The following is a 26,371-nucleotide window of genomic DNA, read 5'->3' as shown; positions in this document are numbered from 1 at the left end:
CTTACTCCGCGGCTTCGATGGAAGGATCGGCGGCCGACAGCGGGCGCTTCGGGCTCTGCGCCTCCGGCGGATGCCGGGCGTCGTGGACATGGGTCGGGCCGCTGCGCAGCAGGCGGATCAGGTAATAGGTCCCGGCGCCGTAGATAATGGTGTAGGCGACGACAAAGGAGATCAGCGAGACCAGCGCCGCCCCGGTGGTCAAGGACGGGGTTACCGCGTCGGCGGTGCGCAGATGGCCGTAGACGACCCAGGGCTGGCGCCCGATCTCGGTGGTGAACCAGCCGGCCAGGATGGCGACGAAGCCGACGGGCATGCAGCCGACCAGGATGCGGTTGAACCAGTCGCTGCTGTAGAGCCGGCCGCGGACCCTCAGCACCAGATGCACCGCCGCCACCGTCAGCATTAGGAAACCGATGCCGACCATCAGGCGGAAGGTCCAGAAGACGATGCGCGGGTCGGGCCGCTCGTCGGCCGGGAACTGCTTCAGGCCCGGGACGCTGCCGTTGAAATCGTGGGTCAGGATCAGGCTGGACAGGGCCGGGATGCCGATCTCCAGATGGTTGGTCTCCATCTCCACGTCGGGGATGGCGAACAGCACCAGCGGGGCGCGCGGACCGCCCTCCCAATTGCCTTCCATCGCCGCGATCTTGGCCGGCTGATGCTCCAGCGTGTTCAGCCCATGCTCGTCGCCGAGGAAGATCTGCAAGGGCGCCAGCACGGTGATGAGGGAGAGCGCCATGCCGAGCCCCAGCTTGGCATGGTCGAAATGCCGGCGCTTCAGCAGGTAGAAGGCGCTGATGCCGGCAACGACGAAGCTGGTGGTCAGGAACATCGCCGTCACCATGTGGGCGAGGCGATAGGGGAAGGACGGGTTGAACACCACCTGCCACCAGTCGGTGACGAAATAGCGGCCGTCCTTGATCTCGAAGCCGGCCGGGGTGTGCATCCAACTGTTGGCCGACAGGATCCAGAAGGACGACAGCAACGTGCCCAGCGCCACCAGACAGGCCGCCATCAGGTGGATGCCGCGCGGCACCCGGTCGCGCCCGAACAGCAGGATGCCGAGGAAGGCGGCCTCCAGGAAGAAGGCGGTCACCACCTCGTACTGGATCAGCGGCCCCAGCACGTTGCCCACCGTGTCCGACCAGCGGCTCCAGTTGGTGCCGAACTGGTAGGACATGACGATGCCCGACACCACGCCCAGACCGAAGGACAGCGCGAAGATGCGGGTCCAGAACTCCGACAGGCTGCGGTAGATGCCCTTGCCGGTGCCGACCCACAGCGCTTCCAGAAGCGCGATCCAGCAGGCGAGCCCAACCGTGAAGCTGGGGAACAGGATGTGGAAGGAGATCGTGAACGCGAACTGAATCCGCGACAGGATCAGCGGGTCGAGGTCCATGGCCGCCGCCTCTTGTGTTTGGGCGCGATGATACGCCTGCGCCAGAACAAGAGCCGGCGCGGACGTGGCAGGTGGCCATGTAGAGTGAGCGATTGGACCGGAAAGGGGGACTGGTCTTTCGGGCTTGGGCAGGACTACGGGAAGCGGTAGCGAGGAAGCGCTGGCAGAGACGCGCTGCCACTTTGGACGATTCGATCGGTGGGGCGGCCAATCAATGTGGGGGATATACCGCGGTGATGCCGGATATCACCGTCTGCGCGGCGAGAGCGGCCAACACGATGCCGAGCACCCGGCTGACCGTGTGGATCACCGTGCGGCCGAGCAGCCGCCCGACCCGGTCCGCCCCCAGCAGGATCAGCGTTACCCCGCCGATCACCGTCGCCGCCGCCCCAAGCACGCTGACCTGTCCCGCCGCCGTGGTGCCGGCGCGGTCCATCAGCAGCAGGATCGAGGTGATGGCGCCGGGACCGGCGATCAGCGGCACCGCCAGCGGGAAGACGGCGATGTCGTGCGCGTCCTCGTCGGTCATCGCCTCGCCGGTGTCACGCTCCTTGCGCTCGGAGCGCTTGGCGAACAGCATCTCGAAGGCGATCCAGAACAGCAGCGCCCCGCCGGCGATGCGGAAGGCCGGCATCTCGATGGACAGCGTTTCCAGCACGACCTTGCCGAAATAGGCGAAGAAGACCAGCACCACGAAGGCGATGGCGGTGCCGCGCAGCGCGATGATCCGTTTGTGCCGGTCATCGAAGCCACGGGTCAGCGCGATGAACAGCGGCACCAGCCCCGGCGGATCGACGACGACGAAAAAAACGACGAGATTGCTGATGTAGTCCGACAAAGCGGGCTCCAGCCTGATGGCATCGTGGATCGGGTGGCGACGATCATAGGCTTGGCGGTGCAGAGTGTCACGCCTCCGCCAGGGCATGGGCGAAGGCCTCAACCCCCTGGATGCCGGCCGGGGTCAGGCCGTAGGTGCCGCGCCCGACCCGCTCGAACCAGCCATAGACGTTGCGCAACAGCATCGCCCCGACATCCTTCGGCGCCCCGGCCTTGCGCAGGGCGGCGACGGTCAGCGGCCCGCCGCGCAGCAGGCGGGCGATGCGCAGCGCGTCCTGGCGATAAGCGGTGACGATGGCGACGCGGGTGGAGCCGCCCCGGTTGGGATCGCCGACCCGGCGGGCATGCTCGCCGAGCAGGCGGACGGTGCGCTTCTTGTCCTTGCGCGGGGTGTAGGGGACGGGGTCGAGCAGCACGGTGACCTGCTGCCCCTCGGCCAGCCCCGGATCGACCATCAGCAGGCCGAGCCCGAGCCGGCGGCAGAGCTTCTTCACGTCGCCATCGAGGGGAGACGGCCCGGTCGCCTTGCGCCCCGGCTGCGGCACGGCGAGATAAACGCTGTCGCTGACCGCCAACCGGTCCACCCCCTGGAGCACGAGGTCGAGGGTGAAGCGCTTCTTCAGCTCGACGATCACCGGCGGCTCGTCCCCGCGCGTGGCGACGAGATCGCAGCCCCGGATCTCCGCCTTCACGTCGTAACCCTGGGCTTCGAGGAAGGCTTTGACCGGGGCGTAGAGGTCGGTTTCGGCGGTGACGGTCATCAATCCCCTCTCCCGCCCCGGGAGAGAGTGGCGCGAAACGCCGGGTGAGGGGTGGGGCAAGAAACCATGCGGTTCAGGTTCCTTGCCCCACCCCTCACCCTCCCCGCTTGCGGCGGGTCCCCTCCCTCTCCCGGGACGGGAGAGGGCTTAAGTCAGCTGCATGGAGGCGTCAAGCCGCCGTCTTCTGCTTGCGCAGGATCCCCAGTATGTCCGACGCCGCCTTCGGGATGTTGGTGCCCGGACCGTAGATGGCCGCGGCACCGGCCTTGTAGAGGAAGTCGTAATCCTGCGGCGGAATCACACCACCGCAGACGACCAGAATGTCGCCGGCGCCCTGGCGGCGCAGTTCCTCGATCAGCTGCGGCACCAGCGTCTTGTGGCCGGCGGCCTGGGACGACACGCCGATGACGTGCACGTCGTTCTCCACTGCCTGCCGCGCCGCCTCGTCCGGGGTCTGGAACAGCGGGCCGATGTCGACGTCGAAACCGATGTCGGCGAAGCTGGTGGCGATCACCTTGGCGCCGCGGTCGTGGCCGTCCTGGCCCATCTTCACCACCAGGATGCGCGGCCGGCGGCCTTCCTCGGCGGCGAAGGACGCCACCTCCTCCTGGATCTTCCTGAAGCCTTCGTCGCCCTCATAGGCCGAGCCGTAGACGCCCGACACCGAGCGGATGACGGCGACATGGCGGGTGAAGGCCTTTTCCAGCGCGTCGGAGATCTCGCCGACGGTGGCGCGGGCGCGGGTGGCTTCGACCGACAGGGCCAGCAGGTTGCCGGTCTTCGCCGCGGCGGCCTCGGTCAGCGCCGCCAGCGCCGCCTGGCATTTGGCCTCGTCGCGGGTGGCGCGGATCTGCTTCAGGCGGGCGATCTGCGCCTCGCGGACGGCGGTGTTGTCGATGTCCAGCACGTCCACCCCCTCGGGGTTCTCCGGACGGTACTTGTTGACGCCGACGATCACCTCTTCGCCGCGGTCGATGGCGGCCTGACGGCGGGCGGCGGCCTCCTCGATCAGCAGCTTGGGCATGCCGCTCTCGACCGCCTTGGTCATGCCGCCCATCTCCTCGACCCGGCCGATCAGTTCCAGCGCAGCGTTGGCGAGGCTGTGGGTCAGATGCTCGATGTAGAAGGAGCCGCCGAGCGGATCGACCACCTTGGTGACGCCGGCCTCCTCCGCGATGATCAGCTGGGTGTTGCGGGCGATGCGGGCCGAGGTCTTGGTCGGCAGGCCCAGCGCCTCGTCGAAGGCGTTGGTGTGCAGCGACTGGGTGCCGCCCAGCACCGCCGCCATCGCCTCGATGGTGGTGCGGATGACGTTGTTGTAGGGGTCCTGCTCGGTCAGCGAGACGCCCGAGGTCTGGCAATGGGTGCGCAGGGCCAGCGAGCGCGTGTCCTTCGGCTGGAACTTCTCCTGCATCAGGGACGACCACAGCAGGCGCGCGGCGCGCAGCTTGGCGATCTCCATGAAGAAATTCATGCCGATGGAGAAGAAGAAGGACAGGCGCGGCGCGAACTTGTCCACGGCCAACCCCTTCGACATCGCGGCGCGGACATATTCGAGACCGTCGGCGATGGTGAAGGCCAGCTCCTGCACCGCCGTCGCGCCGGCCTCCTGCATGTGATAGCCGGAGATCGAGATCGAGTTGAACTTCGGCATATGCTGGGAGGTGTACTCGATGATGTCGGCGATGATCCGCATCGAGGGTTCGGGCGGGTAGATGTAAGTGTTGCGGACCATGAACTCCTTGAGGATGTCGTTCTGGATGGTGCCGCTCAGCTTGTCCTGGGAGACGCCCTGCTCTTCCGCCGCGACGATGTAGCCGGCCAGGATCGGCAGAACGGCGCCGTTCATCGTCATCGACACCGACATCTTGTCGAGCGGGATGTCGGCGAACAGAACCTTCATGTCCTCGACGCTGTCGATGGCCACGCCGGCCTTGCCGACATCGCCGACGACGCGCGGATGGTCGCTGTCATAGCCGCGGTGGGTGGCGAGGTCGAATGCCACCGACAGGCCCATCTGGCCGGCCTTGAGGTTGGCCTTGTAGAAGGCGTTCGACTCCTCCGCAGTGGAGAAGCCGGCATATTGCCGGATGGTCCAGGGCTTCACCGCATACATCGTGGCGCGCGGGCCGCGGGTGAAGGGCGGGAAACCGGGTAGCGTGTCCAGCTCCAGCCCTTCCAGGTCGGCGGCGGTGTAGAGCGCCTTGACGTCCAGCCCCTCCGGGGTCTTCCAGACCAGCTTGGAAATGTCGCCGTCGGCGCCGAGATCCTTGGCGGCCAGCTTGTCCCAGTCGGCAAGGGTCTTCTGCGGGAACTCGGTCATCGACGCCTCCTGATGGCTTCTTATGGCGCAGGTAATGTTGGCAGTGCGGTCCCCCCGATGCCCCCCATCCGGCGTCCGGATGGGGGGCAGGGGCGACGCTTCCTCTCGATTGCGTTTCTTATTCTTATACGGTTACGCGAATTCCACGATCTTCTGATCGACCGCCAGGCTGCTGCCCGGCGCCGCGTGGATTTTCGCGACCGTCCCGTCCTGCGACGCGCGCAGAATGTTCTCCATCTTCATCGCCTCGACCACGGCCAGCACCTCCCCGGCCTTGACCTCCTGGCCTTCCGACACCGCCAGCGACACCAGCAGGCCCGGCATCGGCGACAGCAGAAACTTCGACATGTCCGGCGGCGCCTTGACCGGCATCAGCTCGTCCAGCTTGGCCGCCTTCGGCGTCAGCACCTTGACGATGGCCTGCGACCCGCTGTGGTGCAGGCGATAGCCGATGCCGACGCGGTCGATCTGGACGCAGACATGCCGCCCGTTCACCGTGCCGCGGAACAGCGGCTCGCCGATCCGCCAGTCGCTCCGCACCGTGTGGTGGGTGCCGCCGACATCGACGGTGTAGCCGATGCGCTGCGCATTGCCCCCGGCGGCATGCAGGTGAACCGGATGCCGGGTGCCGTCCAGCACCACCACCCAGTCGTCGCGCACCGTCACCTTGCTGCCGGGCATCTTGCCGGAGATCTGGATGTCGCGGTCGTTCAGGCTGCGGTGGATCACCGCCGCCACCGCGACCAGCACCGCCGGGTCTTCCGGCGGCAGGTCGGTGGCGTGGAAGCCGTTCGGATATTCCTCGGCGATGAAGTTGGTGGTCAGCCGCCCGTCGACGAAGCGCTGGTTCGCCATCAGCGAGGCCAGGAACGGGATGTTGTGGCTGACGCCGCGGATGTAATACTGGTCCAGCGCCTCGCGCATTTCGGCGATGGCCTCGTCGCGCGTCTGCCCCCAGCTGCAGAGCTTGGCGATCATCGGATCGTAATACATCGAGATCTCGCCGCCCTCGAACACGCCGGTGTCGACGCGGACGTTCGGGCCGGCGGCCGGCGGCCGGTAATGGGTCAGGCGGCCGGTCGAGGGCAGGAAGTTGCGGAAGGGATCCTCGGCATAGACGCGCGCCTCGACGGCCCAGCCGTTCAGCTGCACGTCCTCCTGGCGGAGCGTCAGCTTCTCGCCGGCGGCGACGCGGATCATCAGCTCGACCAGATCGAGGCCGGTGATCAGCTCGGTGACCGGATGCTCGACCTGGAGACGGGTGTTCATCTCCAGGAAGTAGAAGTTGCGCTCGGCATCAACGATGAATTCCACCGTGCCGGCCGACTTGTACTGCACCGCGTTGGCGAGCGCCACCGCCTGCTCACCCATCGCCTTGCGGGTGGCGGCGTCGAGGAACGGGCTCGGCGCCTCCTCGATGACCTTCTGGTGCCGGCGCTGGATCGAGCATTCGCGCTCGTGCAGGTACAGGCAGGTGCCTTGCCCGTCGGCCAGCAGCTGGATTTCGATGTGGCGCGGCTGCTGGATGTACTTTTCGACGAAGACGCGGTCGTCGGCGAAGCTGGAGCGCGCCTCGTTGGTGGCCGAGCGGAAGCCCTCGCGCGCCTCCTCGTCGTTCCAGGCAACGCGCATGCCCTTGCCGCCACCGCCGGCCGAGGCCTTGATCATCACCGGATAGCCGATGTCGCGGGCGATGGTCACCGCTTCCGAATCGTCGGCGATGACGCCGAGATAGCCGGGGACGGTGGAGACGCCGGCGGCCTTGGCCAGCTTCTTGGACTCGATCTTGTCGCCCATCGCCTGGATGGCGTGGGCGTCCGGCCCGATGAAGGCGATGCCGGCGGCCGCCAGCGCCTCCTGGAACTCGCGCTTCTCAGACAGGAAGCCGTAGCCGGGATGGACGGCCTGGGCGCCGGTCCGCTTGCAGGCATCCACGATCCTGTCGATCAGCAGATAGCTCTGGGCGGACGGGGCGGCGCCGATGTGGACGGCCTCGTCGGCCATCTCGACATGGAGCGCGTTCCTGTCGGCGTCGGAATAGACCGCGACGGTCTTGATGCCCATGCGGCGTGCCGTGCGGATGACGCGGCAGGCGATCTCGCCACGGTTGGCGATGAGGATCTTCTCGAACATGCTGCCGGCCCTCACAGCGGAATGTTGTCGTGCTTGCGCCAGGGGGTCTGGAGCTGCTTGTTCTTCAGCATGGACAGCGCCTTCGTGATGCGGCGGCGGGTTCCGTGCGGCATGATGACGTCGTCGATGTAACCGCGCGACGCGGCGACGAAGGGATTGGCGAACTTCTGCCTGTACTCTTCCGTACGCGCCTCGATCTTCTCGGCGTCGCCGATGTCGCTGCGGAAGATGATTTCCACGGCACCCTTGGCGCCCATCACCGCGATTTCAGCCGACGGCCAGGCATAGTTGAGGTCGCCGCGCAGATGCTTGGACGACATCACGTCGTACGCGCCGCCGTACGCCTTGCGGGTGATGACGGTCACCTTCGGCACGGTGGCCTCGGCGTACGCGTACAGCAGCTTGGCGCCGTGCTTGATGATGCCGCCATATTCCTGGCTGGTGCCGGGCATGAAGCCGGGGACGTCGACCAGGGTCAGGATCGGAATTTCGAAGGCATCGCAGAAGCGGACGAAGCGCGCCGCCTTCTTGGAGCTGTCGATGTCGAGGCAGCCGGCGAGCACCATCGGCTGGTTGGCGACGATGCCGACCGTGGAGCCGTTCATCCGGGCGAAGCCGATCAGGATGTTCTTGGCGTATTCCGGCTGGAGTTCGAAGAAGTCGCCCTCGTCGACGATCTTGAGGATCAGCTCCTTCATGTCGTAGGGCTTGTTCGGGTTCTCCGGCACCAGCGTGTCGAGCGAGAAATCCTCGCGGTCGAGCGGGTCGGCGCAGGGGCGGACCGGTGCCTTCTCGCGGTTCGACGACGGCAGGAAATCGACGAAGCGGCGCAGCTGGAGCAGGGCCTCGACATCGTTCTCGAAGGCCAGATCGGCGACGCCCGACCTGGTGGAGTGGGTGACGGCGCCGCCCAGCTCCTCGGCGGTCACGACCTCGTGGGTGACCGTCTTCACCACGTCGGGGCCGGTGACGAACATGTAGGAGCTGTCCTTCACCATGAAGATGAAGTCGGTCATGGCCGGCGAATACACCGCACCGCCGGCGCACGGCCCCATGATGAGGGAGATCTGCGGGATGACGCCCGAGGCATCGACGTTGCGCTGGAACACCTCGGCATAGCCGCCGAGCGAGGCGACGCCCTCCTGGATGCGCGCACCGCCCGAATCGTTCAGCCCGATGACCGGGGCGCCGACCTTCAGCGCCTGATCCATGATCTTGCAGATCTTCTCGGCATGCGCTTCGGACAGCGCGCCGCCGAAGACCGTGAAGTCCTGGCTGAAGACGAAGACGAGGCGGCCGTTGACGGTGCCGTGGCCGGTGACCACGCCGTCGCCCGGAACCTTCTGGTTTTCCATGCCGAAGTCGATGCAGCGGTGTTCGACGAACATGTCGAACTCCTCGAACGACCCGTCGTCGAGGAACAGCTCGATCCGCTCGCGCGCGGTCAGCTTGCCTTTGGCGTGCTGGCCGGCGATGCGCTTCTCACCGCCGCCCAGCCGCGCCGCGGCGCGCTTGGACTCCAACTTGGCCAGAATGTCTTGCATCGGGCGTTCCCATTATGTGGCGTCGCAGTGACGGTCCCCGCTCCGGCGGCAAGCGACGCAATCATTCACCGGAACGCCGCGGATTATTCACAAACTTCGCAGCGCTTCAAACAGCCTCTTCGCAAAAAGGTGCGAACTTGCGAAGCCCTTTGCAAATGCCGCTTTGCGCTTGCTAAGATTGCGAAGAACGGCTGATTTCCAAGGCCGGCGCCGGGCAGGATTTTATACGCATGCAAAAGAAGCTGTTCCTTGGCTACAAGCTGCGCCGCCTGCGCGAACAGCGCGGCCTGACCCAGGCGTCGCTCGCCAAGACGCTGGAGCTTTCTCCCAGCTATCTCAACCAGTTGGAGAACAACCAGCGCCCGCTGACTCTGCCGGTGCTGATGCGGATCTCCGCCACCTTCGAGCTGGAGCTGTCCGCCTTCCTGGAGGACGAGGACAGCCGGCTGGTCTCCGACCTGCGGGAGGCGCTTGCCGACCCGCTGTTCACCGGCGCGCCCCTGACCGCGGCGGAACTGCGCAGCGTGGTGGGGTCGAGCCCGGAACTGGCCCGCCGGGTGCTGAGCCTGCACCAGGCCTATCAGAAGCTGCACGAGCGGGTGCAGTCGCTGACCGACAGCCTGTCGAACAGCGAACCCAGCAGCGAAGGGGGCGACAGCTTCGCCGGACCGCAGTTCCCCTATGAGGAGGTCCGGGACTATTTCCACTACTGCAACAACTACATCGGTCCGCTGGACGAGGCGGCGGAACGGCTGTGGGACACCGAGAAGATCCATTCCGGATCGCTGCTGAACGAACTCGCCGCCTATCTGAAGCGGCGCCACGACGTGCGGGTGAAGATCGTCGCCGACGAGGCGGGCGACACCGCCATGCGCAGCTACGACGCCACCACCGGCACGCTGCGCCTGTCGGCCCTGCTGACCAGCTCCAGCCGCGCCTTCCACATGGCGAACCAGATCGCGCTGCTGGAGTTCGGCGACCAGATCGACGATCTGGTGGAGCAGGCGAAATTCTCCAGCGAGGATGCGCGGTCGATCTGCCGGGTCGGGCTGGCGAATTATTTCGCCGGGGCGCTGGTTCTGCCCTACCGCGCCTTCGCGGCCCAGGCCCGCGCCCTGCGCCACGATGTCGAGCAGTTGCAGAGCCGCTTTTCCGCCAGCTTCGAGCAGGTCTGCCACCGGCTGTCCACCTTGCAGCGGCCGGGAGCCCGCGGCCTGCCCTTCTATTTCGTCCGCGTCGACATGGCCGGCAACATCACCAAGCGCCATTCGGCGACGCGCTTCCACTTCGCCCGCTTCGGCGGCGCCTGCCCGCTGTGGAACGTGCACGAGGCCTTCGCCCAGCCCGGCAAGATCCTGGTGCAGTTCGCCCAGATGCCGGACCGCACCGCCTATATCAGCATCGCCCGCACGGTGACCAAGCGCGGCGGCGCCTATCTGAAGCCGTCACGGCAATTCGCCGTCGGGCTGGGCTGCGAGGCGAGCCACGCGCCGGAACTGGTCTATGCCGCCGGCATCGACATCGCCGACCTGAAGGCGGCGGTGCCGATCGGCGTCAACTGCCGCCTGTGCGAGCGCACCGACTGCCAGCAGCGCGCCTTCCCGCCGATCGGCAGCGAATTGCGGGTGAACGAGCATCACCGCAGCTTCGTGCCCTACCTGTTCAACCCGCCGGACACGCCGTCCGGCTGAACGCCCTGCCGGGCCGGCCGCCGCCCTCAACGCCGTCGCTGTCGTCGCTGTCGTCGCTGTCGAGGACGACGCGGTCGCGCCCCTCGTCCTTCGCCCGGTACAGCGCGTTGTCGGCCCGGATCAGCAGGCGGTCGATGCTGTCGCCGTCGCGGACTCCGGCGACGCCGAAGCTGCCGGTCTGCCGGTGGCCGTTGGAGAAGTCGTAGCCGCGGATCGTCCGGCGCAGCCGCTCGGCCAGGGCGAAGGCCGCTTCCGGGTTGGCCTCCGGGCACAGGATCAGGAATTCCTCGCCGCCCCACCGGCCGACGGTGTCGGTGCCGCGCAGCGCCTGGCGGGCCAGTGCGGCGAATTCGATCAGCACCCGGTCGCCGAAGACATGGCCATAGCGGTCGTTGACCTGCTTGAAATGGTCCAGATCGACGAGGATGATCGACAACGGCCTGCCGTAGCGGGCGGCGCGCTCCATCTCCGCACGGCAGACGTCGTTCAGATGGCTGCGGTTGGCGAGCCCGGTCAGCACATCGGTGCGCGACTGCACCCGCAGCCGCTCGTTCACCCGCATCAGCTTCACGATCCAGAACAGGCTGGTCAGGATGACCGCCGCCGGGATGGCGAGCAGCTTCGCCAGAGTCCACGGATCGAGCGGCGACTGCACCTGGATGGCGACATGCCGGTTGGCGATGGTGGTCCGTTCGGCGGCGGAAATCGTCCGGACACCGCGGTCCAGCGCCGCCAGCAGCTCCGGCTCGTCCCGGCGGACGCCGATGCGCAACAGATTCTCATAGCCCGGCAGATGGCCGGCGACCTTCAGGTTGAACCAGCCGGCCGTCTTGATGGTGAAGACGGCGACGGTCAGCGACCGCAGCGTCATGTCGGCCTTGCCGTGGGACACCATGGCGAAGGCTTCCGCCTCGCTGTCGACCATGACGATGCGCAGCTCGGGAAAGTCGCGGCGCACCCGCTCCTCGACCGACGTTCCCTTGGGAAGCACCATCGTCTCGCCGCCGAGCCCGGCGAGATCGGCGATGAAGTCGTGGCTTTCCCGCGTTACCAGCACGTTGGGATCGACGAACAGCGGCTCGGTGAAGGCCAGCCATTCCTCCCGCTTCGGCGTCCGGTTGAGAAAGCTGAGGAAGCGGCAGCGCCCGTCCCGCACCGCCGCCAGGCTGTCCTCCCAGTCGCGGGTCGGCAGCGGGCTGAGCGCCAGCCCGGAGCGCTCCGACACCAGGGCCAGCAGGTCGGCGGCGATCCCCTGGTGCCTGCCGTCGGCGGTGATGGTTTCGTAAGGAGGCCAATCGGGGTCGGCGCAGTAGGTCACGCCTCCGCTGGCGCTGTCGGCACCATAGGCCGCAGCGGCAATCAGGAGATGAACCGGAACCGCCAGGACCGCCAGACATTGCAGCAGCCGCCTTGCCGCTCTCCCGGACATCGAATCTGCCATACAGCCACTTCTCCGGCGTCGGTCGACGCAGCCTGGTCGGCTTACCCAAGTATGTCCCGGCAGGATAACGCTCTTTTCCACGCGCGGCTCGCGAAATGATGCCGCGCTGGCCCGCAACTTGCTGAGAATTGGTCGCAAGATCGGCCGAATCGCGGACCTCGGTCCTTTTCTGACCCGATCGATGCAAGCTGCTTTGCATTTTGCCAATGGCGGGCCATGAACGGTGACATTCTGCATCACGCCCCCCACCACAGGGGGACGGCGTTCGCTCCGGAAGCGATGGCCCGCATGCTGGCGGTTTCCACCACGGCCCTGGCGCAGGGGCGGGGGATCACCCTGGATGTCGGCGTTCTGACCGGCACGCCGCCGCGCCTGATCGGCAATGCCGAGACCGTCAGCAGCCTGTGCAACGCGCTGGCGGCGAGTGCCATCGCCAGCGCAGCACCAGGCCGGCTCGGCCTGCGGCTCTCGGCCCTGCCGGCCGGCGAGGACTCGGTCGTCTTCCGGGCGGAGCTGCATGGCCGCTATGAAGCCAAGTGCGAGGACGGGTTCAACAAGGATTTCATGCGCCGCCTGCTCGCGGGGCTGGGCGCGCAGATGAGCATGACCGAGGATGCCGACGGATCGCGGCGCGCGGTGCTCGACATGCCGGCGGCCCTGCCCTCCCGCACCACCGACGGCGAGCTGCTGATGAACTGGGCGCGGTCACGCGGCGGCAGGCTGCTGGTGGTGGACGACAGCGCCACCAACCGCATGGTGGTGGCTGGGCTGCTCGCCAAGGCCGGCTTCTCGGTCGAGACCGCCAATGGCGGGGCGGAGGCGGTGGAGGCGGTCGCCCAGGCGCCGGTTCCGCCCGAGGCGGTGCTGATGGACGTGGCGATGCCCGACATGGACGGAGCCACCGCCACCGCCACCATCCGCCGGATGGGCGACGACCGGGCACGCATCCCGATCATCGCCGTCACCGCCAACGCCCAGCCCGAGGACCGCATCCGCTGCCTGGCGGCCGGGATGAACGACTATCTGACCAAGCCGGTCCGCCGTGCCGACCTGCTGGGCGCGCTGGAGCGCTGGCTGGCGCCGCAGCCCGCTTGATGTCGCTGCCGGCCTGAGGAACGCAGGCCCTCAGAAGGAGGAGTCGGGTTCCTTGAGGAACGCCTCCTCCTCCGGCGTGCTCGCACGGCCGAGAACGGCGTTGCGGTGGGGGAAGCGGCCGAATCGCCCGATGATCTCGCGGTGGCGTTCGGCATAGCGGATCGTCGTCTCGTCGCCCACCCGCTCGGTGAACAGCGTGACGGAGCGCTCCTGGCTGCCCATGTCCTCGTGATGCTCGAAGGGCAGATAGAGGAAGGTCCGCTCGTCCTCGTTGCATTCCAGATCGAAGCCGTTGGCGACGGCATGCTCGCTCACACCGCGCGCCTTGGCGTCGGTGGCAAAGGCGCGCGGGTCGTCGCGGAACATGTTCCGCGGCACCTGATCGAGCAGAACGCACAGCGCGATGCAGCCGTCGACATCCTCGATCCAGTCATCGTAGTCGCCGCGGGCCGCCGCCTCGTAATGCGGGCCCAGCGTGTCGGCCACCGCGCGGTCGAAACTGGCCGACCTGCGGAACCAGTAGGGCTTCATCGCCTCGTCGAACCAGAAATCGACGATCTCGTCGATCAGACTGTCCACCATTGTCTTCTCCGCCTTGCCTTGCGTCGCCCGACGACACGCTCCCACAAACAAGAACAGGGCGCCCGAAGGGGCGCCCTGTCCAGATACCAATTGCCTCAGCCAAGCCGTCAGGCTCAGTGCAGCGTGCTCCACAGCTTGCGCTTGGCGGCGTACATCAGGCCGGCCAGCACCAGCAGGAACAGGATGACCTTGACGCCCATCTGCTTGCGGGCATCGAGGTGCGGTTCCGCGACGAAGGTCAGGAAGGTCGCCACGTCGTGCGCCTGCTGCTCCACCGTCGCCTTGGTGCCGTCGGCGAAGGTGACGCCGTCGGGCTGCAGGATGTTCGGCATGCCGACCTGATGGCCGGGGAACACCTTGTTGTAGTTCATGCCGGGCATCACATGGACGTCGGCCGGCGGCTCCTCGAAGCCGGTCAGGAAGGCGTAGAGGTAATCCTCGCCGCCGACGCGGGCCTTCGCCATCAGCGACAGGTCCGGCGGCAGGGCGCCGTTGTTCGACGCGCGGGCCGCCTGGTCGTTGGCGAACGGCGACGGGAAGCGGTCGGCCGGGAGACCCGGACGCATGAACATCTCGCCTGCGTCGTTCGGGCCGGCCTGCACCTCATAGCCCGACGCGATGCCCTTCAGCTCGTCTTCCTTGAAGCCGATGCCGGCCAGCGTGCGGATCGGCACCAGACGCATGGAATGGCAGGCCGAGCAGACTTCCTTGTAGATCTGGAAGCCGCGCTGGGCCGCCGCCTTGTCGATGGTGCCGAAGATGCCGGCATGCGGCCAGGTCTGCTTGGGGATGTGCACGCCTTCGGAGGCCTGCGCGGCCCCGGCGATGCCGAGAGCCAGCGCCGCCGAGAGAATTGCAGTCTTCAACGCGCGCATCAGGCCTTCTCCATCGGCTTGGCATGGGCGCCGGCGGCGATGCTGCCCCCGCCCTTCAGAATGGACTCGGAGATGCTGTTGGGAAGCGGACGCGTGCGTTCCAGCTTGCCCAGCACCGGCAGCAGGACCAGGAAGTGGAAGAAGTAGTAGAAGGTGCCGATGCGCGCGATCAGCAGCCAGGAGCCCTCGGCCGGCATGGCGCCGGCATAGCCCAGGATCAGGGCGTCGATAGCCAGGATCCAGAAGAACTGGCGGTAGACCGGGCGGAACTTGCAGCTGCGGACCTTGGAGCGGTCGAGCCACGGCAGGAAGGCCAGCAGCGCGATCGAGCCGAACATCGCCAGCACGCCGCCCAGCTTGTCCGGGATCGCGCGCAGCATGGCGTAGAAGGGCAGGAAGTACCATTCCGGTACGATGTGCGCCGGAGTCACCAGCGGGTTGGCCGGGATGTAGTTGTCCGGATGGCCCATGTAGTTCGGCATGAAGAACACGAACACCGCGAAGACGATCAGGAAGATCACCACCGCGAAGCCGTCCTTCAGCGTGACGTACGGGTTGAACGGAACGGTGTCCTGCGGGCCCTTCGGGTCGATGCCGAGCGGGTTGTTCGAGCCGCAGACATGCAGCGCCGCCGTGTGCAGGATCACCAGACCCAGCAGGACGAAGGGCAGCAGGAAGTGCAGCGCGAAGAAGCGGTTCAGCGTCGGGTTGTCGACCGAGAAGCCGCCCCACAGCAGCGTGACGATGGGGTCGCCGACGATGGGGAAGGCCGAGAACAGGTTCGTAATGACGGTGGCGCCCCAGAAGCTCATCTGGCCCCACGGCAGCACGTAGCCCATGAAGGCGGTGCCCATCATGACGAGGAAGATGATGACGCCGAGGATCCACAGGATCTCGCGCGGGGCCTTGTAGGAGCCGTAATAGAGCGCGCGGAACATGTGGATGTAGACGGCGATAAAGAACATCGACGCGCCGTTGGCGTGGATATAGCGGATCAGCCAGCCGTAATTGACGTCGCGCATGATGCGCTCGACCGAATCGAAGGCCAGCGAGGTGTGGGACGAGTACTGCATCGCCAGGAACAGGCCCGTGGCGATCATGATCATTAGCATGATGCCGGCAATCGCACCGAACGCCCACAGATAGTTGACGTTCCGCGGCATCGGGTAGTGGTTGTACTCGTGATCCAGCATCGTGAAGATCGGCAGGCGGCTGTCGATCCAGTTCACGAGGGGATTCTTGAACTTGGTGGCTTGAACCTGAGCCATCTCGGGGGTCTCCAGAACCGTTGGGCCGCGTTAACCGAGCCGGATCTTGGTATCGCCGGTGAAGGCGTACGTCGGAAGGACAAGGTTGGCGGGGGCCGGGCCCTTGCGGATGCGCCCAGCGGTGTCGTAGTGCGAGCCGTGGCAGGGGCAGAACCACCCGCCGTAGTCGCCGCGCGGATCGGTGACCTTCTGCCCGAGCGGCACACAGCCCAGATGCGTGCAGATGCCGATGACGATCAGCCATTCAGGCTTCTTCACGCGGGCATCGTCGGCAACCGGATCGCGCAGGTCGCCAAGATTGACCTTCTTGGCGGACTCGATCTCCTCGGCGGTGCGGTGGCGGACAAAGACAGGCTTTCCGCGCCAGGTGACCGTGATCGCCTGACCTTCGGCCACGGGGGCCAGATCGACGTCGATGGAGGCAAGCGCCAGGGTGTCGGCCGCCGGGTTCAGGCTGTCGATGAAGGGCCAGGCAGCCGAGGCCGCCCCGACGACACCGACCGCACCGGTGGCAAGATACAGAAAATCGCGGCGGGAACCCCCCTCGCCGCTGGAGGCCGCGTGGCCACCCGTCCCGGGCGGATGCGTGGTCTGAGCCATAAGCCTGTTTCTCCTCAAGGCATGCCCGACGCCCTTTGCCCGCGCCGGACGACCGATGGACCATTTTTATGCATGACACGGCACGCCCGCCCGCCGAAGGAAAAACCCTCAGGCATGCCGCATCGGTCCGGAGTGGGTATCTCCAGCTTCTGCGCTGCGGTATACCGTCGCGTCGACATCTTGGAAAGTCCTTGGCCGGGAGACAATTTGTCGCGTGTACAGGGGCAAGAACATTTGTATGCAAAACAAACACTTCGAGGCAAGGCCCGCGTTGCGCCTTGTGCTGTTCGAACCCGACATTCCGCAGAACGCCGGAACCCTGATGCGACTCGCAGCTGGGCTGGGGGTGGCTATGGATCTGATCGAACCCTGCGGTTTCGTTCTGGATGACCGGCGGTTGCGCCGCGCCGGGATGGACTATCTCGACCATCTCGACTGGACCCGTCACAGCTCGTGGGCCGCGTACCGCGCGGCTCCGCAAAGCGGCCGGCTGGTGCTGCTGACCACGCGGGCGGCGATTCCCTACACCGATTTCCGCTTCGCCCCCGGCGACCGCCTGCTGGTCGGCCGCGAGAGCGCAGGCGTGCCCAACGAGGTGCATGACGCCGCCGATGCCCGGCTGGTGATCCCGATGGTGCCGCCCGCCCGCTCCTTGAACGTTGCGGTCAGCGCGGCAATGGTGTTGGGTGAGGCCTTGCGGCAGACTGCCGCATCCTCTTGCGCACAGCCGGAAACACCATGACTGACGCACCCCCCAGCACCGTCGAAGAGCGCAAGGCCCGCGCCGCCGCCTGGTTCAAGGAGCTGCGCGACCGCATCTGCGCGTCCTTCGAAGCGCTGGAGGACGAGCTGACCGGCACCCATGCCGACCTGCCCCCCGGCCGGTTCGAGCGCAAGAGCTGGACCCGTCCAGACCATGGCGGCGGCGAGGGCGGCGGCGGCACCATGTCGGTGATGAAGGGCCGGGTGTTCGAGAAGGTCGGGGTCAACATCTCGACCGTCCACGGCACTTTCAGTCCGGAATTCCGCGCCAACATCCCCGGCGCGGCCGAAACCGGCGAATTCTGGGCGGCGGGCATCAGCCTGGTCGCGCACATGCGCTCGCCGCTGGTGCCGGCGACCCACATGAACACCCGCCACATCGTGACGACCAAGGGCTGGTTCGGCGGCGGCGCCGACCTGACGCCGATGATGGAGGACGAGCGCGACACCGCCGACTTCCACGCCGGCCTGCGCGCCGCCTGCGACCGGCACGACCCGGACTATTACCCGCGCTATAAGGAGTGGTGCGACCGCTATTTCTTCCTGCCGCACCGGGGCGAGGCGCGCGGCGTCGGCGGCATCTTCTTCGACAACCTCGAGTCGGGCGACTGGGAGGCCGATTTCGCCTTTACCCGCGATGTCGGCACCGCCTTCCTCGACAGCTACGCCGCCCTGGTCCGCCGGCACATGAACCGGCCCTGGACCGCCGAGCAGCGCGAACACCAGCTGGTCCGCCGCGGCCGCTATGTCGAGTTCAACCTGCTCTACGACCGCGGCACCACCTTCGGCCTCAAGACCGGCGGCAACACCGAGGCGATCCTGATGAGCCTGCCGCCCGAGGTGAAGTGGCCGTGACGGTGAGGGGCTGAGCTTAGCGGCTTAATCTAACGGCGCTGTCCCATCTGGAGCCAGGGCGCCCAGGCCTGCCGCACCATCTCGCCCCACAGCCGCATTGGCGCCATCCACAGATCGGCCGCGGCCGACCCCATCGGGTTGGCGCCGCCCTGCCCGGCCCGCGCATCGAAGGCAGGGCCGGCCAACAGCAGCGGGTTCATCATGGCGGGGGCCAGCATGCCGGCGACGGCGTCGAAGGACGGCGTGGCGCGCAGCTGGATGGCGATGACCTCCGCCCCATCCTCCCCGGCCTCGCGGTGCCGGATCTGGATTTCCAGGTTCGGCAGGTGGGCGGTCAGAATCGTCTCGTCCGGCTTGCGGTCCATGGTCTGGCGCTCCAATCGGAATCGGGTCGGGATGTCGTGTGGATCTTGCGTCGCAACACTACGGTTTTTGCAACTGCGAAGAAACCCTCCCCGAAGGGGGTAGCGGAAACCAACGCCCGTTCCGGCCGTTGTTGGCCTTATGGACAGCCCCCTCCCCCCGCCCGACACCGCCAGATCCGATGGCGCCACATCCGATGCCGCATCCGATAAGGACGGCCCCTCTCCCGAACAGGAAGCCGCCTGCGCCGGGCTGGCCTACAGCGCCGACGAGACGCCCGGCATCCGGCGGCGGCGCTACGGCAAGGGCTTCCGCTTCCTGTGGCCCGACGGCACCCCGGTGGCGGAGGACGACACGCTGGCGCGAATCCGCAAGCTGGCGATCCCGCCGGCCTACAAGGACGTCTGGATTTGCCCCGATCCCGACGGCCATCTCCAGGCGACCGGCCGCGATGCCAAGGGGCGCAAGCAGTACCGCTACCACCAGCGCTGGACCGAGCTGCGCGAGGGCACCAAGTTCGGCCGCATGGTGGAGTTCTGCCACGCCCTGCCGAAGCTGCGCGAGCGGGTGAACGCCGATCTCGGCCGGCGCGGCCTGCCGCGGGAGAAGGTGCTGGCGGCGGTGGTGCGGCTGCTGGAAACCACGCTGATCCGTGTCGGCAACGAGGCCTATGCCCGCGAGAACCGCAGCTACGGCCTGACCACCCTGCGCGACGACCATGCGGAGATCGAGGGGACGGAGGTCCGCTTCTCCTTCAAGGGCAAGTCGGGCAAGGAATGGAACGTCGCGTTGAAGGACCGCCGGCTGGCCCGTGTCGTCGCCGCCTGCCGCGATGTGGCCGGCGACGAGCTGTTCCAGTATCTCGACCGCGACGGCCAGCGCCACGCCGTGACCTCCGGCGACGTGAACGCCTATCTGCGCGAGGCGACCGGCGCCGACTTCACCGCCAAAGACTTCCGCACCTGGGCCGGCACCGTCCTCGCAGCCATGGCCTTGCGGGAGTTCGAGAGCTTCGACAGCGCCAGCGCCGCCAAGCGCAACGTCACCCGCGCCATCGAACAGGTCGCCACCCGCCTGGGCAACACCCCCAGCGTCTGCCGCAGGAGCTACGTCCATCCCGAGGTGCTGGACGCCTATCTGGAAGGCGGCCTGCTGGCCTCGCTCAAGCAGGAGGTGGAGGCGGAACTGCGCGACGATCTGGCCGGCCTGACCGGCGAGGAGGCCGCTGTGCTGGCTTTCCTGCGCGAAAGGCTGGAGCGCGAGACGGCGGCGCGGGCGCGGGAGGGCGCGCGGCGGAAGAAATAGGGGGCGGGCAGGAGCATCGCCAGCCGACGCTCCCCCTCAGACTAACGGCTCTCAGACTGCCGGCCCTCAAACCGCCTCGGCCGTCTCCGTCACCGGCAGCAGGCGGCGCATGACCAGACACACCAGATCGCCGGCAAGAATACCATCCGCGCCGACATGCGTCTGCACCGTGCGCAGGACCATCTCGGTGCGGTCGCGGGCCGACATGCCGCGGCTGTGGGCAAGGGCCGCGGCGAGGCGGGCCTCGCCGAAGGGCTCGCGCTGGCCGTCGACGGACTGGAGCACGCCGTCGGTGCACAGGAAGAGCGTCTCGTCCTGCGTCAGCAGCGCCGTCGCCTCGCTGTAGGGGGCGCCGCGGCGCACGCCCAGCGCCGGGCCGCCGGCCTCGGAGAGGAACTGCACCGCGCCGTCCGTCGCGATGCGGGCGGCGCCGCGATGGCCGGCGGAGGCGTGCACCAGCGTGCCGGTGATGCGGTCATAGACGGCGACGAAGGCGGTGGCGAAGCCGTTGAAGGGGCTCTCGCCGCACAGGCGCTCGTTGGCATGGGTCAGGATGGCGGCCGGGCCAACGCCGGGGCGGGCGGCCTCGCGGATGGCGCCGCGCACCATCAGCATCAGGAAGGCGGCGGGCACACCGCCGCCCGACACGCCGGCGGCGACCAGCAGGCTGTGGCGCTCGTCCAGCTCGACCACGTCGTAGAAGTCGCCGCTGACGGTGTGTCCGGGCAGCAGGATGCCGTAGAACTGGCTGTCGCGGCCGACCGGAAGCTGGCGCGGCAGCAGGCCGGACTGCACGTCGCGGGCGGCGCGCTGCTCCTCCTCGATCAGTTGTTCGGCGGCGGCCAGCTTCTCGCTCTTGGTCTCAAGCTCCGCCCCGCGCATCACCAGCTGGGCGTCGAGGGTCTCCTCGCGCGCGTTCGCCTCCATCGCCATGCGGCGGAAGACGCGGGACAGCCGGCCGAACTCGTCGTCGCGGCCGGCGGCCTCGTTCAGGGTCAAGGGGTTGAAGCGCCCGGCCTCCATCGCCTTGACCGCCTCGCCCAGCCGCTCCACCGGGGCCATCTGGTCGCGGGCGAAGCGCATGCAGGCATAGACGCCCAGCGCCAGCACGAAGATGCCGACCAGCCCGCCGATCTTCAGCTGGCGGCTCAGCATCGCGCCCGGCTCGCCGTAGGCCACCCGCACCGCGGCGACCGCCGGCACGCCGGTCGCCGAAGTGGCGGTGGGGGTCGGACCGGCATATTTGACCGGCGCCAGCGCCAGCAGGCTGTTGCCCGACACGCGGACGGTCACGTCGCCACCGGGCGTCACCGCCTTGGCTGCGGCGGTGTCGGCATCGGACAGCGGCGTACCGGCGCCATCGGTCACCACCGCGCCGCGGGCCAGCACCCGGCCGTCGCGGTCGAGCAGCCACGCCGCCTCCACCGCGCGGGTGGCGATCAGCCCGTCGACCAGCCCGTCGGCCCCCGATTTGCGCAGCAGGTCGCCCAGCCGCCGCACGTCGGCGCCGACCTGCACGATGCGCGGCTTGTCGACACCGGCCACCCCGGCGAACTTCATCAGCTTGCCGTTCTCCATCGCCGGTTCGGAGACCACCGACGCCGGGGAGCGGTTGAGCAGGCCGGCATAGGCGCCATGGCGCGGGCCGCCCTTGGCATCCTGGCCGAACAGCGGATCGGGGCCGGGCAGGTTGTGCAGATAGGCGCGGCCGCGGTTGTCGGTGATCCACATCTCGTCCGGGCCGCCGGCCTCGGCGATCTGCTTCAGCCGGTCGTTGATGGCACGCGGCGCCATCTTCGCAGTTTCGGCCAGCGCCACCAGATGCGCTGTCAGCGTCGCTTCCGACAGCAGGCGTTCCGACAGCAGGGCGTCGACGTCCTGCGGGATGTCGCGGGACTGGGCGGCGCCACGGGCGAGCAGGCCGGCGGCCAGCCGCGCCTCCGTCTCGATCCGTTCGGTCAGGGCGGCGCGCGTCGTCCAGGCCATCGTCGTGGTGACCGCCGCAACCGCCAGCAGCACCAGACCGGTGACCAGCAGGATCAAACGCTGTTGGAACGTCATGGGATTGCGCCCGCCCCCTGTCGCTGAAGAAATGGCCGATGCCACCGCTTCTACCGGTCCGGGGCGCGCAAGTCCAGGCACCGGGGCGCTGCGCCCCTCATGTCACGGCGACGGATGGCCGCAGCAGCCCAGCGACCGCCCTTGCGCCGGATGCGGAGCCGATCCACGCAAGATTCGACCGGGAGCGCGACATTATCTCTTTCGTAACCAGATGTTCGGTAAGACGGACCGATCCGCCGCCTTCCTGCTGGTGCACGCCGATGCCGATGAATGTCCTGGAAATCGCCATCTATGCGATGGTCCTCACCGCCAGCCAGCCGCAATCCTTCGAATGCGTCGCGGTCAAGCCGGAGGGGGTGAACTGCACCAACGGCCTGTCGGCGAAGCCCGACGGCCCGAACCTGCTGTTCAACACCGGCATCCAGGTCATCAAGGACCGTCAGGGCCGCGTGAAGCTGAGCAACGGGGTGCAGACCCGCTTCGACAGCTCCGCCTGGGTGGAATTCCAGGATGCGGGAAAGAAGCCGGTGGCCAGCGTCCGCAAGACCGGCCCGCTGCGCTTCAAATTTTCCAACGGCTTCCAGTGCGAAGCCATGGGCAACCCGGAAGACATGGCCCGCTGCTACAAGCCTTGACGGCTGGCCTTTCCTCAGCGGCTATTTTTTAGAGTCTGTCTGATGCTTATTGAAGCATCAGACAGACTCTTAGCTTTGGTTTTCCATGTGATTCACGCTTCAAGCGATACCGCTTGAACCGATCACACTCTAGCGGTTGATGCCGCGGCGCTCCATTTCGTCCTCGATGGCGCGGCGGTTCTGCCGGAGCTGGCGCTGCTCCTCGCCCAGCCGGTCATACTGGCTGCGCAGGTCGCGGTCGGAATAGTCGCTGTAGGCGTTGCCGCGGCGGTTGCCCGACGAGCCTTCGGTGCGGCGCCCGTCACGGTTCGCATCGCGGTTCACGTCCCGCTCATCCGCGGCGCGCCCGTCGCGGTCCTGCGGATAGGCGTTGGGGTTGACGGCCCGGTTCAGCTGGTCGAGAGCGCCGCCCCATCCGCCCTGGCCGTTCTGGGATTGCCCGCTTTGGGCCAGGGCCGGCGACGACAGGGCCAGGACTGCGGCGGCAGCCAGGATGACTGTACGCATTGGACGAACTCCCTCATGCGGTTGTCGTTTCCTTCTGACAACCGCCGGGGAGCCGATCCGTCACGCCTCAGACGGGATCCGGCCCGAGGCCGCCGCGCCCGTGCGGCGCGTCGAGGTCGAGCTTCGGCCCCTTCGGCACGATGCCGGTCGGGTTGATGGTGGCGTGGCTGCCGTAGTAATGGCGCTTGATGTGGTCGAAATTCACCGTCTCGGCCACGCCCGGCACCTGATAGAGATCGCGCAGATAGCCGGACAGGTGCGGATAGTCGGCGATCCGCCGCTGGTTGCATTTGAAATGCCCGACATAGACCGCGTCGAAGCGCACCAGCGTGGTGAACAGCCGCCAATCCGCCTCCGTCAGGCGATTGCCGACCAGCCAGCGCTGCGTCGCCAGCTTGGCGTCGATGCCGTCCAGTGCGGCGAACAGCGCGTCGAAGGCCGCCTCGTACTTGTCCTGGGAGGTGGCGAAGCCGGCCTTGTAGACGCCGTTGTTGACGGCGTCATAGACGTGGGCGTTGACGCGGTCGATCTCCTCCGCCAAATCCGCCGGGTAGAAATCGGTGCGGACGTCGGTGAAGGCGTCGAACGCGCGGTTCAGCATGCGGATGATCTCCGCCGACTCGTTGTTCACGATGTTGCCGGTCTTCTTGTCCCACAGGACCGGGACGGTCACCCGGCCGCTGTAGCCGGGCTTGGCCTTCAGATAAACTTCGTAGAGCCGGCCGGCGCCGGTGACCGGCTCCGGTTCGGCGAAGGTCCAGCCGTCCGCCAGCATCAGCGGATCGACCACGCTGACGCCGATCACCTCGTCCAGCCGCTTCAGTTTGCGGAAAATCAGCGTGCGGTGCGCCCAGGGACAGGCCAGCGACACCATCAGGTGATAGCGCCCGGCCTCCGCCGGGTAGGGGGTGGAACCGTCGGCCGACACCCGGTCGCGGAACTGCGCCTCCGTCCGGACGAACGCGCCGCCGGTCTTTTTGGTGTCGTACCACTGGTCTTGCCACTGTCCATCGATCAGCAGGCCCACGGCTCCCTCCCCTTTTTCACTGTAACCCGGAATCAACCGTGCAGCTTCGCCGTGATCCCGGCGACATGGCGGCCCTGGAAACGGGCGCCTTCCAGCTCGACCGCGCTCGGGCGGCGCGAGCCGTCGCCGTCGGCGATGGTGCTGGCGCCGTAGGGCGAGTTGCCCATGACTTCCGAAACGCCCATCTGGCCCTGGAAGGAATAGGGCAGCCCGACGATCACCAGGCCCAGATGCAGCAGGACGGTGTGGGTGCTGAGGATGGTGCTTTCCTGCCCTCCATGCTGGGTGGCGGTGGAGGTAAAGACGCTGCCGACCTTGCCGACGAGCGCGCCCTTGGCCCACAGCCCGCCGGTCTGGTCGAGGAAGTTCTTCATCTGCGAGGCCATGTTGCCGTAGCGCGTCGGCGTGCCGATGATGATCGCGTCGTACTGGGCCAGCTCGTCGACGGTGGCGACGGGGATGTTGCTCTCGTCCTTGTAGTGGGCGGACTGGCGGACGGCTTCCGGCACCAGCTCGGGCACGCGCTTCACCGCCACCTCGGTCCCGGCGACGGAGCGGGCGCCTTCGGCCACCGCCTGCGCCATCTCCGACACATGGCCCCAGCTGCTGTAATAGAGAACCAGAACCTTCGCCATCGCCGTCACTCCCTGTTGGTTTGCGTGAATGGGTCGTCGATTTTCCGGCCGCCGCGGCCGGTGCCGGCCGTGGCGGTGACACCAGAAATAGGGTGCGGCGGCGCTTCCGGTAATGCCGGATCTTGGCACCTCATTGTTTCCGGGTGTAGAACAATGCCATGGATCGCCTCGACGACATGCTCGCCTTCATCAAGGTGGTGGACACCAAGAGCTTCACCGCCGCCGCCGACCGGCTCAACCTGTCGAAGTCGGTGGTCTCCCGCCGCATCGGCGAGCTGGAGAACAGACTCGGCGCGCGGCTCTTGAACCGCACCACCCGCAAGCTCAGCCTGACCGAGGTGGGACAGGCCTATTACGAGCGTTGCACCCGCATCCTCGCCGATCTGGAGGAGGCGGAGCAGGCGGTGGCCGACCTGCATGCAGCCCCGCGCGGCCGGCTGCGGCTGAACGCGCCGGTCAGCTTCGGCATCATGCATCTGGCCCCGGCGGTGGCGGAGTTCCTGGAGCGCTATCCGGCCATCGAGATCGACATGGACCTGAACGACCGCACGGTCGATCTCGTCGACGAGGGGTACGATCTGGCGGTGCGCATCGGCCGGCTGCGCGACAGCTCGCTGATCGCCCGGCGATTGGCCCCGGCGCGGATGGCGCTGTGCGCCAGCCCGGCCTATCTGCAAAAGCATGGCGTGCCGCAGACGCCCGACGAGCTGAGCGGCCACGCCTGCCTGATCTACACCAACGTGCCGACCCCCGACCTCTGGCCGTTCATCGTCGACGGGGAGATGCGCAGCGTCCGGGTGACGGGCCCGATCCGCAGCAACAACGGCGACCTGCTGCGCGAGGCGGCGGCGTCAGGCGTCGGCTTCATCATGTCGCCGACCTTCCTGTGCGGGCAGGCTCTGGCGCGCGGCGAGCTGGTCAGCGTGCTGCACCGCCACGTCCCGTCGGAGGTCAGCGTCAATGCGGTCTATCCGCAGAACCGCCATTTGTCGCCGAAGGTGCGGGTGTTCGTCGATTTCCTGGTGCAGCGCTTCGGCCCGCGCCCCTATTGGGACTGCGCGCTGCACGATGCCTTTCCGGAGGAATACGGGCCGCAGGACTAAGCGGGCAATCGGCACGAGAGAAATCGCCTAAAGCGAGAATCACACGAAAAGACAATCACCTTGGACATAGCAAAGGCGTTCTAGAAAACGTCTGGAGCTTTCCCATCGGTCATGGCAAGCGCGCTTTTGCGAGTGTATTCGGCCTTGCTTTCATCTCTGGGTTTTGCAAAAATTGAAGGATATTTTTCGGGGCTCAGATTCCAAAATGCTGTCGATTGGCAACGAGCAATTCCAGGCCATGGAAAGGCAGTCGGTCCGCTCATTTGCGGGCCGGGCCGCCGATTTTCTCAAAAAGCATTTTCAGGGCGCCCAATCGGTCGGTCGTGGTGAACTGACCGAAGAGATCCTCCCGTTGATCGACAAAGCGAAACATTACGGATTAACGGGAGAACGCGATGTGGTCGCCTACATCGTGACAGCCGCTTATCTCGGCCGAAATTTTGATGAAGCTCTTGAGCAGGCGAACGTCATTCTCCGTCGAGGCACCGACTCCAGTGCCGTCAAGGCGCAGAAGCTCGAAGCGCTGACGGCGGAGATCGTTGCTCGCCTTCAGGCATAGGGGAAAGCGC

24 protein-coding genes are annotated in these 26,371 nt (G+C 67.2%); 8 read left to right on the top strand and 16 right to left on the bottom strand.

The annotated features are described in order from the left end of the window. Position 1 precedes the first annotated feature (1 nt). The 6 genes from CRT60_RS19230 to CRT60_RS19205 all read right to left on the bottom strand — a co-directional run bounded on the left by CRT60_RS19230 (position 2) and on the right by CRT60_RS19205 (position 8,997). Entirely contained in the window at positions 2-1,399 is a 1,398-nt protein-coding gene (locus tag CRT60_RS19230) for a cytochrome ubiquinol oxidase subunit I (protein WP_098738157.1), read from the bottom strand. Positions 1,400-1,610: 211 nt separating this feature from the next. Then, a complete protein-coding gene (locus tag CRT60_RS19225) occupies positions 1,611-2,324 on the bottom strand; it encodes a MarC family protein (protein ID WP_244592619.1) in 714 nt (237 codons plus the stop codon). Beyond that, on the bottom strand, positions 2,305-2,997 hold the full coding sequence (locus tag CRT60_RS19220) for a DUF2161 domain-containing phosphodiesterase (RefSeq protein ID WP_098738155.1): 693 nt from the start codon (positions 2,995-2,997) through the stop codon (positions 2,305-2,307). Before CRT60_RS19220 ends, CRT60_RS19225 begins: the two co-directional genes overlap by 20 nt. A 169-nt stretch (positions 2,998-3,166) precedes the next feature. After that, positions 3,167-5,320, bottom strand: coding sequence for a methylmalonyl-CoA mutase (gene scpA / locus CRT60_RS19215; RefSeq protein ID WP_098738154.1), 2,154 nt, complete (start codon positions 5,318-5,320; stop codon positions 3,167-3,169). A gap of 132 nt (positions 5,321-5,452) precedes the next feature. Further along, a complete protein-coding gene (locus tag CRT60_RS19210; RefSeq protein WP_098738153.1) occupies positions 5,453-7,453 on the bottom strand; it encodes an acetyl-CoA carboxylase biotin carboxylase subunit in 2,001 nt (666 codons plus the stop codon). Positions 7,454-7,464: 11 nt separating this feature from the next. Further along, entirely contained in the window at positions 7,465-8,997 is a 1,533-nt protein-coding gene (locus tag CRT60_RS19205) for an acyl-CoA carboxylase subunit beta (RefSeq protein WP_098738152.1), read from the bottom strand. Positions 8,998-9,227: 230 nt separating this feature from the next. Between CRT60_RS19205 and CRT60_RS19200 the strand changes: the two genes are divergently transcribed. Further along, positions 9,228-10,688: a helix-turn-helix domain-containing protein gene (locus CRT60_RS19200; protein WP_098738151.1), complete on the top strand. Its 1,461-nt coding sequence runs from the start codon at positions 9,228-9,230 to the stop codon at positions 10,686-10,688. Here CRT60_RS19200 and CRT60_RS19195 read toward each other — a convergent pair. Beyond that, the gene (locus CRT60_RS19195; protein ID WP_098738150.1) at positions 10,660-12,129 is read right to left on the bottom strand and encodes a diguanylate cyclase; all 1,470 of its coding nucleotides are present in this window, start codon (positions 12,127-12,129) and stop codon (positions 10,660-10,662) included. The two genes, CRT60_RS19200 and CRT60_RS19195, sit on opposite strands and share 29 nt — an antisense overlap. 216 nt (positions 12,130-12,345) lie before the next feature. On the opposite strand from CRT60_RS19195, the gene CRT60_RS19190 reads away from it, so the two are divergent. Beyond that, the gene (locus CRT60_RS19190) at positions 12,346-13,224 is read left to right on the top strand and encodes a response regulator (RefSeq protein WP_098738149.1); all 879 of its coding nucleotides are present in this window, start codon (positions 12,346-12,348) and stop codon (positions 13,222-13,224) included. Between the two features lie 30 nt (positions 13,225-13,254). Here CRT60_RS19190 and CRT60_RS19185 read toward each other — a convergent pair whose 3' ends face one another. From CRT60_RS19185 to petA, 4 genes are all read right to left on the bottom strand, one after another. Continuing rightward, positions 13,255-13,806, bottom strand: a complete 552-nt coding sequence (locus CRT60_RS19185) for a DUF924 family protein (protein WP_098738148.1) — start codon at positions 13,804-13,806, stop codon at positions 13,255-13,257. A 113-nt stretch (positions 13,807-13,919) separates the two neighbouring features. Continuing rightward, positions 13,920-14,681, bottom strand: coding sequence for a cytochrome c1 (locus tag CRT60_RS19180; protein WP_098738147.1), 762 nt, complete (start codon positions 14,679-14,681; stop codon positions 13,920-13,922). Continuing rightward, positions 14,681-15,949 (bottom strand): cytochrome b, encoded by a 1,269-nt coding sequence (locus tag CRT60_RS19175; RefSeq protein ID WP_098738146.1) that lies wholly within the window; start codon positions 15,947-15,949, stop codon positions 14,681-14,683. The genes CRT60_RS19180 and CRT60_RS19175 overlap by 1 nt, the downstream gene beginning before the upstream one ends. Before the next feature lie 30 nt (positions 15,950-15,979). Beyond that, complete coding sequence (gene petA / locus CRT60_RS19170; protein ID WP_098738145.1) at positions 15,980-16,549, bottom strand: ubiquinol-cytochrome c reductase iron-sulfur subunit; 570 nt, start codon at positions 16,547-16,549, stop codon at positions 15,980-15,982. Positions 16,550-16,820: 271 nt separating this feature from the next. Between petA and CRT60_RS19165 the strand changes: the two genes are divergently transcribed. Continuing rightward, entirely contained in the window at positions 16,821-17,291 is a 471-nt protein-coding gene (locus CRT60_RS19165; RefSeq protein ID WP_098738144.1) for a tRNA (cytidine(34)-2'-O)-methyltransferase, read from the top strand. Continuing rightward, positions 17,288-18,166: an oxygen-dependent coproporphyrinogen oxidase gene (gene hemF, locus CRT60_RS19160; RefSeq protein ID WP_098738143.1), complete on the top strand. Its 879-nt coding sequence runs from the start codon at positions 17,288-17,290 to the stop codon at positions 18,164-18,166. Before CRT60_RS19165 ends, hemF begins: the two co-directional genes overlap by 4 nt. 29 nt (positions 18,167-18,195) lie before the next feature. On the opposite strand, the gene CRT60_RS19155 is transcribed toward hemF, so the two are convergent. Then, a complete protein-coding gene (locus CRT60_RS19155) occupies positions 18,196-18,531 on the bottom strand; it encodes a hypothetical protein (protein WP_098738142.1) in 336 nt (111 codons plus the stop codon). Positions 18,532-18,670: 139 nt separating this feature from the next. Here CRT60_RS19155 and CRT60_RS19150 point away from each other — a divergent pair, with 139 nt between their 5' ends. After that, a complete protein-coding gene (locus CRT60_RS19150) occupies positions 18,671-19,834 on the top strand; it encodes a DNA topoisomerase IB (RefSeq protein ID WP_244592618.1) in 1,164 nt (387 codons plus the stop codon). Between the two features lie 66 nt (positions 19,835-19,900). Here CRT60_RS19150 and CRT60_RS19145 read toward each other — a convergent pair whose 3' ends face one another. Then, on the bottom strand, positions 19,901-21,895 hold the full coding sequence (locus tag CRT60_RS19145) for a PP2C family protein-serine/threonine phosphatase (protein WP_098738141.1): 1,995 nt from the start codon (positions 21,893-21,895) through the stop codon (positions 19,901-19,903). A 260-nt stretch (positions 21,896-22,155) separates the two neighbouring features. On the opposite strand from CRT60_RS19145, the gene CRT60_RS19140 reads away from it, so the two are divergent. Then, positions 22,156-22,530 carry a hypothetical protein gene (locus CRT60_RS19140; protein ID WP_098738140.1) on the top strand — a complete coding sequence of 125 codons (375 nt, stop codon included), beginning with the start codon at positions 22,156-22,158 and terminating at the stop codon, positions 22,528-22,530. Between the two features lie 129 nt (positions 22,531-22,659). Here CRT60_RS19140 and CRT60_RS19135 read toward each other — a convergent pair whose 3' ends face one another. From CRT60_RS19135 to wrbA, 3 genes are all read right to left on the bottom strand, one after another. Then, on the bottom strand, positions 22,660-23,037 hold the full coding sequence (locus CRT60_RS19135) for a hypothetical protein (protein WP_098738139.1): 378 nt from the start codon (positions 23,035-23,037) through the stop codon (positions 22,660-22,662). 67 nt (positions 23,038-23,104) lie between these two features. Continuing rightward, on the bottom strand, positions 23,105-24,064 hold the full coding sequence (locus CRT60_RS19130; RefSeq protein ID WP_098738138.1) for a glutathione S-transferase family protein: 960 nt from the start codon (positions 24,062-24,064) through the stop codon (positions 23,105-23,107). A gap of 32 nt (positions 24,065-24,096) precedes the next feature. Further along, on the bottom strand, positions 24,097-24,699 hold the full coding sequence (gene wrbA, locus CRT60_RS19125; RefSeq protein WP_098738735.1) for an NAD(P)H:quinone oxidoreductase: 603 nt from the start codon (positions 24,697-24,699) through the stop codon (positions 24,097-24,099). Between the two features lie 158 nt (positions 24,700-24,857). Between wrbA and CRT60_RS19120 the strand changes: the two genes are divergently transcribed. Both CRT60_RS19120 and CRT60_RS19115 read left to right on the top strand, forming a co-directional pair. After that, the gene (locus CRT60_RS19120; protein ID WP_098738137.1) at positions 24,858-25,802 is read left to right on the top strand and encodes a LysR family transcriptional regulator; all 945 of its coding nucleotides are present in this window, start codon (positions 24,858-24,860) and stop codon (positions 25,800-25,802) included. Between the two features lie 205 nt (positions 25,803-26,007). Further along, the gene (locus tag CRT60_RS19115; protein ID WP_098738136.1) at positions 26,008-26,361 is read left to right on the top strand and encodes a hypothetical protein; all 354 of its coding nucleotides are present in this window, start codon (positions 26,008-26,010) and stop codon (positions 26,359-26,361) included. Positions 26,362-26,371 lie beyond the last annotated feature (10 nt).

Source organism: Azospirillum palustre (assembly GCF_002573965.1).
GTDB lineage: Bacteria > Pseudomonadota > Alphaproteobacteria > Azospirillales > Azospirillaceae > Azospirillum > Azospirillum palustre.
This window is presented reverse-complemented; position numbering and strand designations above follow the sequence as displayed.